General features: G+C 70.6%; 19 protein-coding genes and 1 riboswitch. Of the genes, 12 read left to right on the plus strand and 7 right to left on the minus strand.

Features of this window, described 5'->3' with window-relative positions; all coding sequences use genetic code 11:
- Positions 1-133 precede the first annotated feature (133 nt).
- Positions 134-1312 (plus strand): 8-amino-7-oxononanoate synthase, encoded by a 1179-nt coding sequence (locus tag AC07DI_RS28230; protein WP_478906903.1) that lies wholly within the window; start codon positions 134-136, stop codon positions 1310-1312.
- A 31-nt stretch (positions 1313-1343) separates the two neighbouring features.
- Here the strand turns inward: AC07DI_RS28230 and AC07DI_RS28235 are convergent, their stop codons facing one another.
- Both AC07DI_RS28235 and AC07DI_RS28240 read right to left on the minus strand, forming a co-directional pair.
- Complete coding sequence (locus tag AC07DI_RS28235) at positions 1344-1568, minus strand: DUF397 domain-containing protein (protein WP_384252855.1); 225 nt, start codon at positions 1566-1568, stop codon at positions 1344-1346.
- A gap of 9 nt (positions 1569-1577) precedes the next feature.
- The gene (locus AC07DI_RS28240) at positions 1578-2441 is read right to left on the minus strand and encodes a helix-turn-helix domain-containing protein (RefSeq protein ID WP_478906841.1); all 864 of its coding nucleotides are present in this window, start codon (positions 2439-2441) and stop codon (positions 1578-1580) included.
- A gap of 273 nt (positions 2442-2714) precedes the next feature.
- Between AC07DI_RS28240 and AC07DI_RS28245 the strand changes: the two genes are divergently transcribed.
- Positions 2715-3167: an ATP-binding protein gene (locus AC07DI_RS28245; RefSeq protein WP_384252850.1), complete on the plus strand. Its 453-nt coding sequence runs from the start codon at positions 2715-2717 to the stop codon at positions 3165-3167.
- A gap of 68 nt (positions 3168-3235) precedes the next feature.
- On the opposite strand, the gene AC07DI_RS28250 is transcribed toward AC07DI_RS28245, so the two are convergent.
- From AC07DI_RS28250 to AC07DI_RS28265, 4 genes are all read right to left on the minus strand, one after another.
- A complete protein-coding gene (locus AC07DI_RS28250; protein WP_478906844.1) occupies positions 3236-3808 on the minus strand; it encodes a DUF6328 family protein in 573 nt (190 codons plus the stop codon).
- Positions 3809-3895: 87 nt separating this feature from the next.
- A complete protein-coding gene (locus AC07DI_RS28255) occupies positions 3896-4369 on the minus strand; it encodes a C40 family peptidase (RefSeq protein WP_478906846.1) in 474 nt (157 codons plus the stop codon).
- A 3-nt stretch (positions 4370-4372) separates the two neighbouring features.
- Positions 4373-4537, minus strand: a riboswitch (cyclic di-AMP (ydaO/yuaA leader).
- Between the two features lie 370 nt (positions 4538-4907).
- Positions 4908-5216, minus strand: a complete 309-nt coding sequence (locus AC07DI_RS28260) for a hypothetical protein (RefSeq protein WP_384252843.1) — start codon at positions 5214-5216, stop codon at positions 4908-4910.
- A gap of 7 nt (positions 5217-5223) precedes the next feature.
- A complete protein-coding gene (locus AC07DI_RS28265; protein ID WP_384252841.1) occupies positions 5224-5859 on the minus strand; it encodes an ATP-dependent Clp protease proteolytic subunit in 636 nt (211 codons plus the stop codon).
- A gap of 122 nt (positions 5860-5981) precedes the next feature.
- Between AC07DI_RS28265 and AC07DI_RS28270 the strand changes: the two genes are divergently transcribed.
- From AC07DI_RS28270 to AC07DI_RS28315, 10 genes are all read left to right on the plus strand, one after another.
- Positions 5982-6260: a type II toxin-antitoxin system Phd/YefM family antitoxin gene (locus AC07DI_RS28270; protein WP_478906848.1), complete on the plus strand. Its 279-nt coding sequence runs from the start codon at positions 5982-5984 to the stop codon at positions 6258-6260.
- A gap of 57 nt (positions 6261-6317) precedes the next feature.
- Positions 6318-6719: an SMI1/KNR4 family protein gene (locus tag AC07DI_RS28275; protein ID WP_478906850.1), complete on the plus strand. Its 402-nt coding sequence runs from the start codon at positions 6318-6320 to the stop codon at positions 6717-6719.
- A 294-nt stretch (positions 6720-7013) separates the two neighbouring features.
- Positions 7014-7316 (plus strand): urease subunit gamma, encoded by a 303-nt coding sequence (locus AC07DI_RS28280; protein WP_384252836.1) that lies wholly within the window; start codon positions 7014-7016, stop codon positions 7314-7316.
- Positions 7317-7365: 49 nt separating this feature from the next.
- Complete coding sequence (locus AC07DI_RS28285; RefSeq protein WP_478906904.1) at positions 7366-7677, plus strand: urease subunit beta; 312 nt, start codon at positions 7366-7368, stop codon at positions 7675-7677.
- Positions 7670-9391, plus strand: coding sequence for an urease subunit alpha (locus AC07DI_RS28290; RefSeq protein ID WP_478906852.1), 1722 nt, complete (start codon positions 7670-7672; stop codon positions 9389-9391). The genes AC07DI_RS28285 and AC07DI_RS28290 overlap by 8 nt, the downstream gene beginning before the upstream one ends.
- Before the next feature lie 30 nt (positions 9392-9421).
- A complete protein-coding gene (locus AC07DI_RS28295; RefSeq protein WP_478906854.1) occupies positions 9422-10096 on the plus strand; it encodes an urease accessory protein UreF in 675 nt (224 codons plus the stop codon).
- A gap of 127 nt (positions 10097-10223) precedes the next feature.
- Entirely contained in the window at positions 10224-10907 is a 684-nt protein-coding gene (ureG, locus tag AC07DI_RS28300) for an urease accessory protein UreG (RefSeq protein WP_384252829.1), read from the plus strand.
- A gap of 86 nt (positions 10908-10993) precedes the next feature.
- A complete protein-coding gene (locus AC07DI_RS28305) occupies positions 10994-11761 on the plus strand; it encodes an urease accessory protein UreD (RefSeq protein WP_478906856.1) in 768 nt (255 codons plus the stop codon).
- Positions 11762-11855: 94 nt separating this feature from the next.
- Positions 11856-12800: an MBL fold metallo-hydrolase gene (locus AC07DI_RS28310; RefSeq protein ID WP_384252824.1), complete on the plus strand. Its 945-nt coding sequence runs from the start codon at positions 11856-11858 to the stop codon at positions 12798-12800.
- A 100-nt stretch (positions 12801-12900) separates the two neighbouring features.
- Complete coding sequence (locus AC07DI_RS28315; RefSeq protein WP_389611547.1) at positions 12901-13470, plus strand: MmyB family transcriptional regulator; 570 nt, start codon at positions 12901-12903, stop codon at positions 13468-13470.
- A 28-nt stretch (positions 13471-13498) separates the two neighbouring features.
- On the opposite strand, the gene AC07DI_RS28320 is transcribed toward AC07DI_RS28315, so the two are convergent.
- Positions 13499-14578 (minus strand): FUSC family protein, encoded by a 1080-nt coding sequence (locus tag AC07DI_RS28320; RefSeq protein WP_478906858.1) that lies wholly within the window; start codon positions 14576-14578, stop codon positions 13499-13501.
- Between the last annotated feature and the right edge of the window lie 247 nt (positions 14579-14825).

The raw sequence follows: 14825 nt of genomic DNA on the forward strand, positions 1-14825 counted from the left end.
TTCCCGGCCAAGGAGGATCCGCACAACAGAACCGGTTTGAGGTGTGGGTATTGCCACACCCTGGCCAGGTGGCAGGACGGCTAGGGTCTGTGCAATGTCTACAAACAGGCACCCCGTGACGGGCGCGTCCCCCATGCCGAGCGACCCGTCGGACGGTACGCCGGGCACCGCATCCGGCACGGCGTTCGGCTGGCTCGACGAGCAGGCGCGGCTGCGGGCCGACGCCGGTCTCGTCCGCACCCTGCGCCCGCGCCCCGCCGACCCGGGCCTCCTTCTCGACCTGGCGGGAAACGACTACCTCGGCCTGACCAGGCACCCGGAGATCACCGAGGGCGCGGCCGCCGCGGCCCGGCGCTGGGGCGGCGGCGCCACCGGGTCCCGGCTCGTCACGGGCTCCACGGAACTGCACGCCGAACTGGAGCGGGAACTCGCCGAATTCTGCGGCTTCGAGGCGGCCCTCGTCTTCTCCTCCGGCTACGCGGCGAACCTCGCCGCCGTCACCGCCCTCGCCCCGCACGGTTCGCTGATCGTCTCCGACGCGGGCAACCACGCGTCGCTCATCGACGGTTGCCGGCTCGCGCGCGCGGCGACGCAGGTGGTCCCGCACGCCGACCCCGAGGCGGTGCGCAAGACGCTCGACGCCCACGGCGGCCCCGCCGTCATGGTGTCCGACTCGGTGTTCTCGGTGGACGGCGACATGGCTCCACTGGCCGAACTGGCCGCTGTCTGCCGCGAGTTCGGGGCGGGACTCATCGTCGACGACGCGCACGGGCTCGGTGTCCTCGGCGACGGCGGCCGGGGCGCCCCGCACGCCGCGGGGCTCGCGGGCGCGGACGACACCGTGGTCACCCTCACCCTCTCCAAGTCCCTCGGCAGCCAGGGCGGCGCCGTGCTCGGCCCCGCCCGGGTCATCGAGCACCTGGTGAACGCGGCCCGCACCTTCATCTTCGACACGGGCCTCGCCCCCGCCTCCGTCGGCGCGGCGCTCGCGGCCCTGCGCCTGCTGCGCCGCGAACCCGAGCGCGCCGCCCGCGCCCGCGAGGTCGCGGCCGAGCTGCATCGCCGCCTCACGGCGGAAGGTCTTTCGGCGGTACGTCCCGACGCCGCCGTCGTCTCCGTGCGCGCGCCTTCGCCCGAGCAGGCCGTCCGATGGGCCGCCGACTGCCGGGCCGAGGGTCTGGCAGTCGGCTGTTTCCGTCCGCCGTCGGTGCCGGACGGCATCTCACGGCTGCGGCTGACCGCCCGCGCGGACCTCTCCGACGCACAGATCGCCGGTGCCCTACGGGTGATCAGCCGCTGTGCACCCAGGTGACGCGTTCCGGGCCCGTCGAGGGGCGGTTCGCTCACCGGAGGCTGTTGACGAACGTCTCCCAGGGGCCGGGGGAGAAGAGCAGGGCGGGCCCTGCGGTGTTCTTCGAGTCACGCACGGCTCGCAGGCCGGTCAGCGGACCCGAGTCGAGTGTGGCCGTCTCGACACAGTTGTTCATTCCGTTGCTGTAGTCGCTGCGCTGCCACTGCGCACCTTGAAGCATCGTGCTGGAAGGTACGTACCGAGGCATTGCGGTCATGGTGCCTCCTTACGCGCCGTCGCCTAGCCCGGCGATGAATTCCGTTGAGTCCTCGGGTGAAAGCGCCTGTACCTGAAGGGAGTCGAAGGTCTCCGTGTAGGCCTGGAGGTCTTCTTTCCGTTCGAGGTAGAGGCTACTCGTCAAATGGTCGAGAACAACCACATCCAGATCAGCAATGTCCGGAAATGAAAAGATAACGAAAGAACCGATCAGGCCCGCATGCTCACCGGCGGCGTACGGCAACACCTGAAGCCGGACATGAGGCAGAAGGGACACCTCTCGCAACCGCGCCAACTGCCCCGCGTGAACCCGCGCCCCGCCCACCGGGCGCCGCAGCACCGCCTCGTCCAGGACCACGCTCAGCCGCAGCGGCGGATCCGCGCGCAACACGTCCTGGCGGGCCAGGCGCACCTCCACCAGCGCGTCGACCCGCTCCTCCGGCAGCCCGCCGAGCGCGGCCCGGGTGACCGCGCGGGCGTACTCCGGGGTCTGCAAAAGACCGGGGACCACACTGGTTTCGAGGGTGCGCACCCAACACGCCTGCGACTCGAGGCTGATGAAGTCGCGATAGGTGGCGGGCAGCAGGTCGCGATACGCCTTCCACCAGTGATGACGTCCCGTGCCGGGGTCGTCGGCGCCCGCGAACGCGACGAGCAGCTCACTGCGCCGGGAGTCCCGCACCCGGTACGTGGCGAGCAGCAGCCGCACGTCGGAGGCCTTCACGCCGCTGCGGCCCGTCTCGATCCGGCTCACTTTCGACTGGTGCCAGCCGAGCCGGGCCGCGGCCTGGCTGCTGGTGAGTCCCGCCTCGCCGCGCAGCGCGCGCAGTTCGGCACCGAGCTGGCGGCGACGCACCGCGGGGCCGTACTGCATGCCCGTCTCCTTCCGGCGGAGCCGTCGGATTCTCCCGGCGGCAGGGCGGGGCAGTAGGCGAGAGTAGAGGAACCGCGAGGCGTTCGCCCAAATACGTTCGGCAGTAGCAGAGTTCACCGCTTCGAGCGACAGATATATGCACATCTCGGTGGATCGCCGGGCGTGACCGGCCAAGGAGTGGCAGTCTGGCGCGAAGCACCAGTCCGGGACGGTCGTCGAGTCATCCGCCGAGAGTCGGCAGGCCGGTCCCGGTGGGAAAGGGACAGCGTCGCCATGGCAGACCACCAGGAAGCCTCCGTCACCCTGCCGAGTGATCCTGCCTCGGTCCCCGCCGCCCGGAAATACGTCTCGCGCGTGCTCAGCGAATGGGGCCTGCCCGGTGACGCCGAGGTGACCGACACGATCCGGCTCATCGTCTCCGAACTCGCCACCAACGCCGTGCAGCACACTCTCGGCCAGTCGCCCACCTTCACCGTGGACATCGAACTGGACCAGGACGAGCAACTGCGGATCGGCGTCACCGACAGTCACCCGCGCTACCCGAGACGACTGCCCGCGGCGGTCCAGCAGGACAACGGCCGCGGCATGGTCATCATCCGCTGGCTGACCGCGGAGTGCGGCGGCAGGCTCTCGGTCAGCCCCACCGACGAAGGGGGCAAGACCGTGTGGATCGCGCTGCCCTGGCGAGCGCCTGTCCAGCGCAAACACCGCGACGCCGCCCACTGACCGCCCGGCGGCTGCGTACCGTCCGCGTCCGCGTCGTCCGCATCGCCCGCGCTGCCGTGGCTGTCACGTCACCGGCACCGCTCTCGGCGCATCGGGCCCGGTGCTCCTCCGCGAGCCGTTCCTGACGTCACGGCGGGCCTGGCCGGCGCCGTCTCGCCCTCATGAGCAGCGGGGCGTCGTACGAGGCGCGGCAGCACGCCCCACAGTCCGATACAGACCAGCAGCGTCCCGACGCCCGCGGCGGCCCCCGCGACCCGTCCCACCGTCACATCGACGACGAGCAGTACGGAGCCGGTGAGCGCCAGTACCAGCACGCCCAGGCCGACCCCGGCGAGCCGGGACGACACCCGCACGACGAGCGGCTTGGCGCGCTGCTGGAACAGCGACCGGTGCAGCGCCGCGGGGGCCGTGAACAGCGCCGCCGCGAGCACCGCGAGCAGCAGCGTCGTGACGTAGGTGCCGCGCTGCACGGCGTCCAGGGCCGGGAACCGCGAGGTGAAGGCGAGGGAGAGCAGAAAGGCGAACAGAATTTGCACGCCGGTCTGCGTCACCCTCAACTCCTGGAGCAGCTCCGCGAAGTTGCGGTCGGCGCGCTCCAGCGGCGTTTCGTTGCGGGCGGTACAGGAATGCTCGTCAGCCATCCGGTACGGATATCCCGGCCGGCGCGTTCCAAGCACCGGTACCGGTACCGGGCGACGCGAGGCATGCGCCGGTCGGCCGCGGCAGGGTCAGCGGACCCTCCCGTACCAGACGTTCTGGGACCAGATCTTCTCCAGGCGCACGAGGGTTCCGGTCTTCGGGGCGTGCCAGATGCGGTTGTTACCCGCGTAGATCCCGACGTGGTAGACGTTCCGCCCGGAGTGGAAGAACACCAGGTCGCCGCGGGTCCGCTGCGACCTGGAGACGTGCTTGGTCTTGTTGTACTGCCCGGCGGCGGTACGCGGCAGCTTCTTGCCCGTTCGCTTGAACGAGTAGAGCGTCAGGCCCGAGCAGTCGAAGCGGTTGGGCCCCACCGCTCCGTAACGGTACGGGGAGCCCTTCTTCGAAGCCGCGATCTGGAGCGCCTTGGTCCCATGGGTCGCTGCCTCGGCCTCCGAGGTGAGCCCGGGGGCCACGACGGTGCCGCCCACGACGGCGAGCGTGAGGACCGATGCGGCACCGGTCCTGCTGAGCAGCGACGGAACATGATTCAGCGCGGTCATGCGCAACCCTTCGTCAGCCGCCTGTGAAGGATGACCTGTCGGGTTCGGGCAGGCGAAGATGCCCGGCCGCGTCGTGCTCTGCGGCTTCACCCCAAGGGCGTCGTCCCGGACTTTCCGGGCGGGCCCGTCGTGCTGGGTCCTCCACTCCTGCCGTTGCAACCAATGTCGACCGGTCATCCGGGTGGCGGCAGGACTCGGCGTCCGCCCGGACCGCCCCGCCGCTGTGGCGGGGGCTTGTCGTCGGAAGGGATCTTGACCCGAAACAGGTCCGAAAACCGAGCCGAAACGGCCTTTTGTGAGGCTCCTCACGACTGACCTGTTCAGGTGGACACGGTCGAAATCGGTACCGGGACCCGCGGTCTGACGACGGCTCGACCAGCAGTGGAACGCGAAATTCCGAAGTTGCCGTAGCCGCCGGGCGCAAGTGGAGACCGCGTGGCAAAGGATGTTCGAATACGCCGTCCGGGGTAGCCCGACTGGTCCGTTTCGAAGCGGGCCGGGACGTGCCGGTGGCAGAAGGCGGGCGGCTGACGGGGGTTCAGGCGTCCGGGAGGGGTGGCACGGCGACCCGTCCGGCCCGCCGTTCGCCGTCGAGGACGCGCAAGGCCCGGGCGAGCGTGGGCGCGTGCACCTCACTCTCCCCCCGCCGGTGCATGAGGGCGAGTGCGTCCCGCAGGGCGGTCGCCCGGCCGACCAGCGCCTGGGCGGCGCGGAGTCCGCCATAGGTGTGTTCGGCGCGGGCCGGATTGATCCGGCCGAGCAGGTCGACGACTTCGAGGTAGCGGTCGATCAACTCCGCCTCGGCGCGTGTCAGGGCGGGCAGGGGCGGGAGTTCGGGCGGCAGCATCGGCGGTTCACCTCGGGTCCGGTGCGGTGAGCGAGGTCTTGCGGCTGGGAATGATCCGGTCCACGAGCCCGTACTCCACGGCCGCTCGGGCGTCGAGGATCTTGTCCCGCTCGATGTCCGCGGTGATGCGTTCCGGGCTCTGCCCCGTGTGCCGTACGAGCAGTTCCTCCAACAGCGCCCGGATGCGCAGCACTTCGGCCGCCTGGATCGCGAGGTCGCTCGCCTGCCCCTGGACCGGTTCGGAGAGGGCGGGCTGATGAATCAGCACGCGCGCACCGGGCAGCGCGGACCGCTTGCCGGGCGTGCCGGCGGCGAGCAGGACGGCGGCCGTCGACGCGGCCTGACCCAGACAGGTCGTCTCCACGTCGCAGCTGACGAACCGCATCGTGTCGTAGATCGCGGTCATCGCGCTGAACGAGCCGCCGGGGGAGTTGATGTACAGCGAGATGTCGCGGTCGGGCGCCTGGTATTCGAGGTGCATGAGCTGCGCCATCACATCGTTCGCCGACGTGGCGTCGATGGGGGTGCCGAGGAAGACGATGCGCTCTTCGAGGAGCTTGGAGTACGGGTCCATGGTCCGCGTCCCCGAGCTGGTGCGTTCGGTGAACTCGGGCAGGACGTAACGGGCAGAAGGACGGTTCATGGCACGCCTCTCTTCCGCTGGTCGCGGCACGACCAGCCTCCGTACAAAATGTACAGGACGTACGGAGCGTGGTGGAGCGCTCGGACTCGGAGCCCGGGAAACGCGGCGTCTAAGCTGGAGGCATGGCCTACGAGATTCCGGTGACGCAAGCCCGCGCAGAGCTCGCCGAGCTGATCAACCGCGTCGTGTACGGCGGCGAGCGGGTCGTCGTCACCCGGCACGGCAAGCCGCTCGTGGCGCTCGTCTCCGCCGAGGATCTGGAACGCCTCGAAGGGCTCGCCGACGCCGCGCAGGAGCGAACGGTCAGTACGGTCACCTCGGTCGGCTCCGTGTCACCCGCGCCCTCGGAGCGCCGACGGTTCGGCATCGCGGCCGAGCACCGCGGACCCGGCGCGACGTAGCCGAGTGGCACGGGGCGGGCGGCGCCAGGCGGGCGGTGCCCTTGGTAAAACTGCTTCATGACTTCGAACGACGACCAGATCGCGCAGGTTGAGCAGCACCTCGGGGTCCGCTTTCCGCAGGACTACCGGGACTTCCTGAGCGTCGAGGGGCGTCTGAGCCAGTTCGTTCCTCCCGCCGGCGACTTCCTGGTGATCGACGCGCCGGCCGAGCTCATCGGCATCAATGAGGCCGGCGAGTTCCAGCAGCGCTTTCCTGGCGCCGTCGTCATCGGTGGTGACGGAAGCCGCGAACTGCTTGCCTATGACTTCCGTCAGGACACTCCGCCTCTGGTGACGCTCGATGTCTCCGCGGAGGACTGGTCGTCCGCCATCCACCAGGCGCCGTCCCTCTCCGCCCTGCTCGAGCAGTTCCCCCGGACCGGATGGGTGTGGGACGAGACCGAGTCCTCCCACTCCTGACCACCGAACTGACGGAATGTGTGTCAGAACCCGGAGGGACCCGCGCGCCCCGAAACCGCCTCAAGGCATTGATCGGTATGGCGCAGCCCAGCTGATGGTCATGGATCAGTCAATGGCTGGTTAACCTCGTTGAAACTCCTCTCAACTACCTTCCCTGGGCACGCCACCAGCGGATTCTCTATCCGGGGTGCGCAAGATCGCGCACCTTCGCTGTGTGTTACATCTATATCCGTCGCGGTGGCCGCGGCAGCCGGACCCCGTACGGTCCGGAGTGAGAACTTTGAGGTGGGACGCGTGCAACTGACCCCGCACGAGCAGGAGAGACTGCTCATCCATGTGGCCGCGGACGTGGCCGAGAAACGAAGGGCGCGGGGGCTGCTGCTCAACCACCCCGAGGCCATCGCCCTCATCACCTCGCACATCCTCGAAGGGGCCCGCGACGGCCGCACCGTCGCCGAGCTCATGTCGTCAGGGCGGAAGGTCCTCACCCGTGACGACGTCATGCCGGGCATCCCGGAGATGATCCACGACGTCCAGGTCGAGGCCACCTTCCCGGACGGCACCAAGCTCGTCACTGTCCACGAGCCGATCGTCTGACGGGAGTTCGCGCCTCATGCATGCCGCAACGCACGGCACGGGCCGGGGGATGGTTCCCGGAGAGATCCTCTTCGCGGAGGACCCCGTCCCCTTCAACGAAGGGCGCGAGGTCACCCGCCTCACCGTCCTCAACGCCGCCGACCGCCCCGTCCAGGTCGGCTCCCACTACCACTTCGCCGAGGCCAACCCGGGTCTGGACTTCGACCGCGGCGCCGCGCACGGACTGCGGCTCAACGTCGCCGCGGGAACCGCCGTGCGCTTCGAGCCCGGAATCCCCGTCGACGTCGAACTCGTCCCGCTGGCCGGCAAGCGCGTCGTGCCCGGTCTGCGCGGCGAAACCGGAGGTGCCCTCGATGCCTGAGCTGTCCCGTGCCGCGTACGCCGATCTCTTCGGCCCCACCACCGGTGACCGGATACGACTCGCCGACACCGACCTCCTGATCGAGATCGAGGAGGACCGCTCGGGCGGTCCGGGACGCTCCGGCGACGAGTCGGTGTTCGGCGGCGGCAAGGTCATCCGCGAGTCGATGGGCCAGTCCCGCACCACCCGCGCCGAGGGCGCCCCGGACACCGTCATCACCGGCGCCGTGGTCATCGACCACTGGGGCATCGTCAAGGCGGACATCGGCATCCGCGACGGCCGGATCACCGGCATCGGCAAGTCCGGCAACCCGGACACGATGGACAACGTCCACCCCGACCTCGTCATCGGCCCGGAGACCGAGGTCATCGCGGGCAACGGCAAGATCCTCACCGCGGGCGGCATCGACACCCACATCCACTTCATCTCGCCGACCATCGTCGACGAGGCGCTGGCTTCGGGTGTCACCACCCTCTTCGGCGGCGGCACAGGACCCGCCGAGGGCAGCAAGGCGACCACCATCACCCCCGGCGCCTGGCACCTCGCCCGGATGTTCGCGGCGCTCGAATCCAGCCCGGTCAACATCGGGTTCCTCGGCAAGGGCAACACCGTCAACGCCGAATCGATGCACGCCCAGCTCCGTGCCGGCGCCGTCAGCTTCAAGATCCACGAGGACTGGGGCGCGACGCCCGCCACCATCGACGCCTGCCTGAACGTCTGCGAGGAGACCGGCGCGCAGCTCGCCGTCCACACCGACACGTTGAACGAGGCGGGCTTCATCGACGCGACGTTCGACGCGGTCGCGGGCCGTACCCTGCACGCCTTCCACGTGGAGGGCGCGGGCGGCGGACACGCCCCCGACATGATCACGGCGGTCTCGCTCCCCAACATGCTGCCGAGCTCCACCAACCCGACCCGGCCGCACACCGTCAACACCGTCGAGGAGCACCTCGACATGCTGATGGTCTGCCACCACCTCAACCCGGCCGTCCCCGAGGACCTCGCCTTCGCCGAGTCCCGCATCCGGCCCACCACGATCGGGGCGGAGGACATCCTGCACGACCTCGGCGCCATCTCGATCATGTCCTCGGACTCCCAGGCCATGGGGCGCATCGGCGAGGTCATCATGCGGACCTGGCAGACCGCGCACGTGATGAAGCGGCGCCGCGGCTTCCTGCCCGGGGACACCCGCGCCGACAACCGCCGCGCGCGCCGTTATGTCGCCAAGTACACGATCAACGCGGCCGTAGCCCAGGGCATCGACCACGAGATCGGCTCGGTCGAGCCGGGCAAGCTCGCCGACCTGGTGCTGTGGGAACCGGCGTTCTTCGGCGTCAAGCCGCAGCTCGTCATCAAGGGCGGCCAGATCGCGTACGCGCAGATGGGTGACGCAAACGCCTCCATCCCGACCCCGCAGCCGGTCCTGCCGCGCCGCATGTACGGAGCCCATGGCAAGGCGCCGGGCCTCAACTCGATCAACTTCGTGACGCAGTCGGCACTGGACGACGGCCTCCCGGAACGCCTCGGCCTGGACAAGCCGTTCACCGCGATCCGCTCCACCCGCGGCCGCAGCAAGGCCGACATGCGCGAGAACGACGCGCTGCCCCGGGTCGAGGTCGCCCCCGACAGCTTCGCCGTCACCATCGACGGTGAGCTCGTCGAACCGTCACCCGCCGCCGAACTGCCGCTCGCCCAGCGGTACTTCCTCTTCTGACGGCCCCGAAGCGTTCAGGCGACGATTCCCATGTCACGAGCAGCACTCCTCGTCCTGGCCGACGGCCGCTTCCCCGCCGGGGGGCACGCACACTCCGGCGGGGCCGAGGCGGCCGTCAAGGCAGGCCGCATCACCGGCGCCCCGAGCCTGGAAGCGTTCTGCAGGGGGCGGCTCCACACCTCCGGGCTCGTCTCGGCGGCCCTGGCCGCGGCGGCCGCCCTCGGCGTCGACCCGGAAGCCCTGGACGAGGCCGCGGACGCCCGCACGCCCTCGCCCGCCCTGCGGACGGCGGCGCGGCGGCTCGGCCGGCAGATGATGCGGGCCGCCCGCGCCACCTGGCCGCACCCCGAACTCGACGCACTGGCCCGGCGGTATCCCAAGGGGGCCCACCAGCCCGTCGTCCTCGGGCTGACCGCCCGCGCCGCCGGGCTCGGGCCCAAGGATGCCGCGTACTGCTCGGCGTACGAAGGAGTCAGCGGCCCGGCGACGGCGACCGTGCGGCTGCTCAGCCTCGACCCCTTCGACGCCACGGCGGTCCTGGCCCGGCTCGCCCCTGACCTCGACCTCGTGGCCCAGCAGGCGGCCGACGCGGCGATACGCGCACTTCAGGAGGGGGTCGACGCGCTGCCCGCTGCGTCGGCGCCGCTCCTGGAGATCAGCGCGGAGGTCCATGCCGCATGGCCCGTGCGGTTGTTCGCCTCGTAGCCGCCGTCGTGACCGACCGTCCGACCATCCCAGGGGCCACGCCCCACACGCCGCCGATCTGAACGGCCCCGTCCGCGAACACCGGACGGGCCGACGTTCCCGACCGAGCCGAACCATTGGAGTTCCCATGCACCTCGACCACTCCCACGACGGCCCCGCCGCCGTCAGCGCCGACGCCCACCGCCCCGACGGGACCCGCCGCGCCCTGCGCATCGGCCTCGGCGGGCCGGTCGGCTCGGGGAAGACGGCAACGGTCGCCGCCCTCTGCCGCGAGCTGCGCGACACGCTCTCCCTCGCCGTCGTCACGAACGACATCTACACCCGTGAGGATGCCGAGTTCCTGCTGCGCGAGGCCGTCCTGCCGCCCGAGCGCATCACCGCCGTGGAGACCGGCGCCTGCCCGCACACCGCGATCCGCGACGACATCTCCGCCAACCTGGAGGCCGTGGAGGACCTGGAGGACGAGGTCGGCCCGCTCGACCTGATCCTGGTCGAGTCCGGCGGCGACAACCTCACGGCCACCTTCTCCAAGGGTCTCGTCGACGCCCAGATCTTCGTCATCGACGTCGCGGGCGGCGACGACATCCCGCGCAAGGGCGGCCCCGGCGTCTCCACGGCCGACCTGCTCGTCGTCAACAAGACCGACCTCGCCCCGCACGTCGGCTCCGACCTCGCCCGGATGGCCGCCGACGCCAAGGCGCAGCGCGCCGAACTCCCCGTGATCTTCCAGTCGCTGCGGACGGGCGACGGCGTCGGCCCCGTCGCCGCCTGGGTGCGCGAGCAGTACGCCGCATGGACCGCGTCGGCGTGACGGTGGAATTCGCCCTCCGGGGCGCACGGGAAGAAGCGGGGCAGGCACCGACGGCGGCGAGGGTGCCCGGATCTGTCGTCGGGACCGTGACCGGGGCCGGTGGCGCGGGTATTCGTGCCACCGCCCGCGTCGAGGCGCGGGCCGACGACGGCGGCCGTACCTCGCTGCCCGTCCTCGACGGCGAGGGCCCGCTCGCCCTGCGCCGCACCCGCTCCACCGGCGCCGCGGCGCACGTCACGCTCGTGGGCGCGATGAGCGGCCCGCTCGGCGGCGACCACCTCACCGTCGAGGCCGCCGCCCACCCGGGCTCGGCGCTGCACATCGCCTCGGCGGCGGCCACCATCGCCCTGCCGGGCCAGACCGAGGCGACGGCACGCTACGACGTCAGGCTCACGGTGGGCGAGGACGCCGAACTGCACTGGCTGCCCGAGCAGTTGATTTCCGTGCTCGGCAGCGACCTGCGCGTCACCACGCGGGCCGATCTCGCCCCGGGCGCCCGTCTCGTGCTGCGCGAGGAGCAGGTCCTCGGCCGCACCGGCGAGGCCCCGGGCCGCCTCACCAGCCGCCTCACCGTCCGCCGCGCGGGCCGGATCCTCCTGGACCAGGAGCTGGCCTGCGGTCCTGGCGCGCCCGGCGGCTGGGACGGCCCCGCGGTGCTGGCCGGACATCGCGCGGTCGGCCAACTGGTCGTCGTACGGCCGGAATTCGAGCGGCGCAAGCCCGATGCCGCGCCGCTGGGGGAGTGGGCCGCACTCACCCCGCTCGCGGGCCCCGGCGTCCTGGTGACCGCCGTCGCGCCGGATGCCCTCCTGGTCCGCAAGGCGATGGACGGGGCGCTGCGGCAGCTGGGCTGAATGCCGTGCCCGTGGCGGGGGCGCGGGGCGCGGAACAGATCGCTGTGTGCCACGCGACGTGCGAAGGAGTGTCCGAATCGGACAGAATGCGGCCATGAACCTCCCTACCCAGCTCACCGCGGTGACCGGCACCGACGAGCTCTTTCTGTGGACTCCCGAGGGCACGGGCCGTTGGGGCTACGCGAACTGTCTGTGGGTCATATCGGGGCCCGACGCGGCACTCATCGACACCCCCTATGACGGGCCGATGACCGAGGCGATGATCGCCGCGGCCGGGCCACGGCTCGGCGACCGTACGGTGGGGACCGTGGTCAACACCCATGCGAACGGTGACCACACCTTCGGCAACTTCCTGTTCCCCGACGCGGAGATCATCGCCACCCGTGCGGGCCTCGAACACCTCCATCACGAGCCGACCCCGCAGGAGATGGACGCACTCGTCCACCGTTCGCCGGCCGACGGACCCCTGGGCCAGTACCTGCGGGAGCACTTCGGCGTCTTCGACTTCGCTTCGGCGCGGCTGGCGGCCCCCACCAAGACCTTCTCCGGCCGGTACGCGTTCACCGTGGGCGACGCGGAGGTGGAGCTGTACGAGGTCGGGCCCGCCCACCACGTCGGCGACCTGGTGGCCCGCATCGGGGATGTGGTCTGCACCGGCGACGTCTTCTTCCACGGTGACCACCCTCCGCACTGGGCGGGCCCGCTGCAGAACATCATCAACGCGTGCGAGCTCGTCCTCGGTTTCGACCCGCGGGTCATCATCCCCGGGCACGGACGGCCGACCGACCAGGCCGGTCTCGAGGACCACCTGGTCTACCTCCGCACGGTGCAGCGTGAGGTGCGGCTGCGTCACGAGGCGGGCATGACCGCGGAGAAGGCGATGGAGGACTTGGTCCAACGCGGGTTCTATTCCCACCTGGGGATGACGGAGCGTCTCATGATCGTGATCTCGGTCGAGTACAGCCATCTCGACGGCGGATCCACACCTCCCACCGTCATGGAACTCGCGGGCCGGGCAGCGGCCTGGGCGTACCGGTAAGCCCCCCTTGTGCCGGGGTCCCGGAAGCCTGGCTTCCGTTGCTGGCTAGGCTTGGCACACGAGTTGTGACGCGCTGAGACCTATGAGTGACGCGACAGGGATGGGATGGCAAGTGCAACTGGGCAGGCGGGACTTAGAAGGACGAGCGCCGATATACGAGGCCTGGCGGACCGTCGTCGAAGGGGTCACGGGCGCGATGGCTTACATCGCCGACAGGCACTGGGACGTCGTGGCCTGCAACGCCGAGTTCCGGGCCCTCTTCCCCGACGGCCGGGCGCCGGCGAACATCATGCGATGGATGCTGCTGGACGACCGGGCCCGTGAGGGGACGCTGCTGAACTGGGCCGAGGACTGGGCGTGGGGAGCCTGCCCGGCCGTCCGGCGGGCCGTGACGAACGACCCGGCCGACCCCGAACTGGTCAACCTGGCCCACGACGTCCGGCACGATCCCGTCGCGGGTCCCATCTACCTGGCGACCGCGGCGGCGCACGCCCTGCACCCCGACGGCGCCGTGCGCCGGATCAACCACGCGGTGAGGGGGCCGGGCTGGGTGATCGCGACCGCCGCCAACCCGCTCCCCGAGATCGCCGCCCAGTTCGTGATGATGCAGTACCGGCCGGGACCGACCCGCCCCCACCAGCCCCCACCCCTGCGAAAGCGCGCCGGCTGACGGACGACGGGGGTACAGAGACAGGCTTTCAGTCGTCGGCCGTGTCCTTGAGTACGTCGCAGGCGTTCTGGAACTCCTCCATCAGACGGGTGGCCTCGACGACGAGGACCCCGTACGGGCGGGAGGCGTTGGCCAGCGGCAGCTCGTACTCCTGCGCCGCGGTGAGCACCTCCTGCAGCTGCTCCTGAGCGGCGGTGGCCAGTTTGCGCATCTCCTCGGCCTGGTCGGTGAGGACGTCGCTGTCGAGCTGCGTGGCGACATGAGCCATGTCACGCAGTCGCAGGGCGAAGTCCGCGTACGACTGGAGGAAGGGTGCGTAGTTGTAGGTGTCCTCCGTCTCGCGCCACCGGCTGAGACTGCGGGTGAGTGAGGACAACTGATAGCCCGCACGCTCCATGGCGTCCAGCGCCTGGCGGTAGCGGCTGAAGCTGAGGTAGGCCCGGTGCGCGGGCAGCAGCCGACGAGGGTTGAACGGCACGCTGTTCTCCGCCGTGTCAAGACCGGCGCGCGCCTGTCCGACGGCGTTCAGGACCCGTTCCCCCGACGTGCGCCACTGCTCGGCACGCTCTGCGTCGACCTCCCCGCTGCACAGGCCGTCGGCCATGTCGGCCAGCAGGGTCTTCATCTCGGCGGCCAGGACGTGCAGGCCCTGCTCCGCGCTGCGGTAGCGCAGCGGGGGAGCGACGCACATGTTCACGAGCAGCCCGATGCCGCAGCCGACGGCGACGAGAAGGATGATCTGCCCGAGCTGGAGGGCCCTGTCGGCGTTCGTGGTGGCCGTCGTATAGGTGGAGAAGGCGAAGAACGCCGCCGTGGCGACCTGGGACCGCTGCTCGCCCAGGGCGGGCCACTGGCCCACCACCAGCGCGATCACCGCGACCATGACAAACGCGAACAGGTCGGGCCCTGCCGTGAAACCGATGGCCGACTGCACCGCCACCCCGACGATGACCGCGGCGATGTAGCGCAGCGTCTGCCACAACGACTTGTAGATCGTGATGTTCATGGTCAGCGTCGCGGAGAACGGCGCGAACGCCGGTGACGTCGCGTGCAGCAGATCGTGCGCGACCCACCACGCCAGCGTCGCCGCCAGCACACTCTTGCCCACCAGCAGGCTCGTGCTGCGCTCATGCCCGGACGAACTCCACGCGCGTGTCACCCACGCCCAACCGCTCCGCACCCGACCCACCACGCGCTCTGTTCTTCCTCTCCATACCGGGCCCAGCCAGTCAAGGGCCGGAACAGGACAGGTAACCACAGCGAGGACGGTGAAACGGGGAGGAGCCGACCTGCCGGTTTTTCGCGGCACCGACTTTGACCAGCACAGACGCTGCCCCCGTGCGTCATTGCGCACG

It is taken from the genome of Streptomyces sp. NPDC044106, assembly GCF_056433985.1.

Bases quoted from the DNA above. Each gene is read 5' to 3' on its own strand.
- AC07DI_RS28310 (WP_384252824.1), top strand. From the start codon at position 11,856: ATGAACCTCCCTACCCAGCTCACCGCGGTGACCGGCACCGACGAGCTC.
- AC07DI_RS28250 (WP_478906844.1), bottom strand. From the start codon at position 3,808: ATGGCTGACGAGCATTCCTGTACCGCCCGCAACGAAACGCCGCTGGAG.
- AC07DI_RS28270 (WP_478906848.1), top strand. From the start codon at position 5,982: ATGGCCTACGAGATTCCGGTGACGCAAGCCCGCGCAGAGCTCGCCGAG.
- ureG (WP_384252829.1), top strand. From the start codon at position 10,224: ATGCACCTCGACCACTCCCACGACGGCCCCGCCGCCGTCAGCGCCGAC.
- AC07DI_RS28315 (WP_389611547.1), top strand. From the start codon at position 12,901: ATGGGATGGCAAGTGCAACTGGGCAGGCGGGACTTAGAAGGACGAGCG.
- AC07DI_RS28265 (WP_384252841.1), bottom strand. From the start codon at position 5,859: ATGAACCGTCCTTCTGCCCGTTACGTCCTGCCCGAGTTCACCGAACGC.
- AC07DI_RS28295 (WP_478906854.1), top strand. From the start codon at position 9,422: ATGTCACGAGCAGCACTCCTCGTCCTGGCCGACGGCCGCTTCCCCGCC.
- AC07DI_RS28230 (WP_478906903.1), top strand. From the start codon at position 134: ATGCCGAGCGACCCGTCGGACGGTACGCCGGGCACCGCATCCGGCACG.
- AC07DI_RS28245 (WP_384252850.1), top strand. From the start codon at position 2,715: ATGGCAGACCACCAGGAAGCCTCCGTCACCCTGCCGAGTGATCCTGCC.
- AC07DI_RS28235 (WP_384252855.1), bottom strand. From the start codon at position 1,568: ATGACCGCAATGCCTCGGTACGTACCTTCCAGCACGATGCTTCAAGGT.
- AC07DI_RS28285 (WP_478906904.1), top strand. From the start codon at position 7,366: ATGGTTCCCGGAGAGATCCTCTTCGCGGAGGACCCCGTCCCCTTCAAC.
- AC07DI_RS28275 (WP_478906850.1), top strand. From the start codon at position 6,318: ATGACTTCGAACGACGACCAGATCGCGCAGGTTGAGCAGCACCTCGGG.
- AC07DI_RS28260 (WP_384252843.1), bottom strand. From the start codon at position 5,216: ATGCTGCCGCCCGAACTCCCGCCCCTGCCCGCCCTGACACGCGCCGAG.
- AC07DI_RS28240 (WP_478906841.1), bottom strand. From the start codon at position 2,441: ATGCAGTACGGCCCCGCGGTGCGTCGCCGCCAGCTCGGTGCCGAACTG.
- AC07DI_RS28255 (WP_478906846.1), bottom strand. From the start codon at position 4,369: ATGACCGCGCTGAATCATGTTCCGTCGCTGCTCAGCAGGACCGGTGCC.
- AC07DI_RS28290 (WP_478906852.1), top strand. From the start codon at position 7,670: ATGCCTGAGCTGTCCCGTGCCGCGTACGCCGATCTCTTCGGCCCCACC.